2 protein-coding genes are annotated in these 1,941 nt (G+C 59.4%); both read right to left on the reverse strand.

Annotation, left to right across the window (positions count from 1 at the left end; translation table 11 throughout):
• The coding region (locus ACW9IR_RS29245) for a hypothetical protein (RefSeq protein ID WP_457466080.1) at positions 1-600 on the reverse strand (600 nt) is incomplete at its 3' end.
• 8 nt (positions 601-608) lie between these two features.
• Positions 609-1,941, reverse strand: a 1,333-nt coding sequence (locus ACW9IR_RS29250) for a tail fiber protein (protein ID WP_457466082.1), incomplete at its 5' end; no start/stop codon positions are given.

Here is a 1,941-nt window from a genome sequence, read left to right on the forward strand (position 1 = left end):
CCGGAAGCGCACCAGGTCAAGGCTGACTTTCTGCAATTGTTCGATGGTGTGCGGCTGGAAAGTCATTACCTGATGAGCGTCATAACATGGGTAAACATCGTCCATGCCCAGCAGCACCTGGCCATTCAAGTTCACCTGGTCATCGATCGCGCTGCCGTAGCGGTATGGCTCACCTAATGCGCTGGAACTGAACCCGCCGGCGATGTAGGCCGTGCAGTCGGCAGCGATCGCTTGCAGTTTCTTGTCCCGGAGTGCAGCCAGCACGGCGTCGATATCATCAACCCATTCGCCGTTCTTCCATACTTGGTTCGGCCCGGGTTTTTTCATGGTGAAACCGGCCGGCACCGGTTCGAAGCCTTCCAATGTTCGCGGCTCGCCGGTGTCGGTGCTGTACACCACGACGCCACCGAAGAAGTCCACAAGCTGCCAGGCTTTGCCGTTCCACCACGCGGCTTTGTGTTCCGGAACTGGTGGTGGCGCGGCCTCCACGCAGCCACCGGGAATCAGATACACACCCTCTTCCAGCGGTGATTCGTCAGCCTTCACAGCACCAATGAAGATGCCGAGATGGTCGGTCTGATAAACGAGTTTGTCAGTCATGCTCGATCTCAATACTTGATGCAGTAATAAAGGGCCATGTTCTTCGGCCGGGTTTCGGTACCGCCGTTGGCGGCGACGGTCACGGCGTGGGTGTGAGCACCACCGCCGCTGACACCAACGTTGTGCGCATGCTGGCCAGCGGCACCGATGCCGACGTTGTGTGCGTGGTTGCCCTGGTAATCGGTTCGCATGGGTCGCCCGTCGGCATTCTTCCCGCCGCCGATCTCAAGCTCTGTCCAGACACTGCCGCCTGCTGGGTAACCAACGTTCACGCCGGCACCGTTGTCGACAGTTCGGAACCCGTGGTCATGGTTACCCTGGGCATCAGTCCAGGCGCTGTGGACGTGGTTGCCTTGCGCATCTGTCCAAGCGGTGTGCAAGTGATCACCTACCGCAGCGGCCGAGGCGGTGTGAGCGTGTAAATGCAGAGCCATGTCCTGAAACGATCCGAAAGCCCGGCCGGGATCGACGCCGCGACCGTCATCAAACGCACGGGGGAACAGACCGCGCATGTCCGGCACGTTAAACGTGGTTGTTCCGTCACCTGCCCCGTAGTGCGTGCCGATGCGTGCGAACAGGCCAGCGAATGCTGTACGCGAGATAGCGGCGCCGTTGCATGCAAGCCAGCCCGCCGGCGCCGAATACATGCTGAAGCCGGCAACCATGCCTGTCATCGAGTCGCCGACTTGCTTGTGCAGTTTGTTCAGCGCTGCGGTCGTCGCCAGAATTTCGCTGCTGTTGGTGGTTGGGTCATCACTTTTTGCGTTGGGCAGGTTGCCCAGATCTACGTCTTCTTTTGTCGTGGCCCGGGCACGCAGCAGCGGATAGTCGCCGGTACGGGATGCGAGATATTTGATCAACGCACCGCCGACTGGCTCGGCGTCCCGCAAATCCACGATATTGCTGGGTGAAATGAAATCAGCGATCGGCACGCAGTAATGGCGTACGCCGGCAGCGTCGGTGTAATCGGCCTGTTCACCGAATACCACTTTCCACACAGCCACCCGATCGTTCAACTGGCGCTCAAGACAAACGTCCAGCCAGACCTTACCTACTGGAATGGCGCCGGGGACCGCTTCTGACTTTGCAATTGCCACGCGGATGCCTTCGACGTAGGCCGTGCCACCATTGATCTGGTAGCCGGTGTCTGTCTTTTCGAACATCAGCGAGTTACTGAAAAAGAACGCACGCCCGTAGAGGTTGCGATTGCTCAGACGCTCGCGCTCATCGATGCCGGCAAGGCGCACCGTGAAGTCATGCTGCCAGGTACTGGCATCGATCTTGATGCCGGTCAGTTTCATGGCGCCGTCGAAGGCCACCAGAAAATTGCGGGTGACGTTG

The sequence above is a fragment of the Pseudomonas sp. SDT291_1_S447 genome, assembly GCF_054070155.1.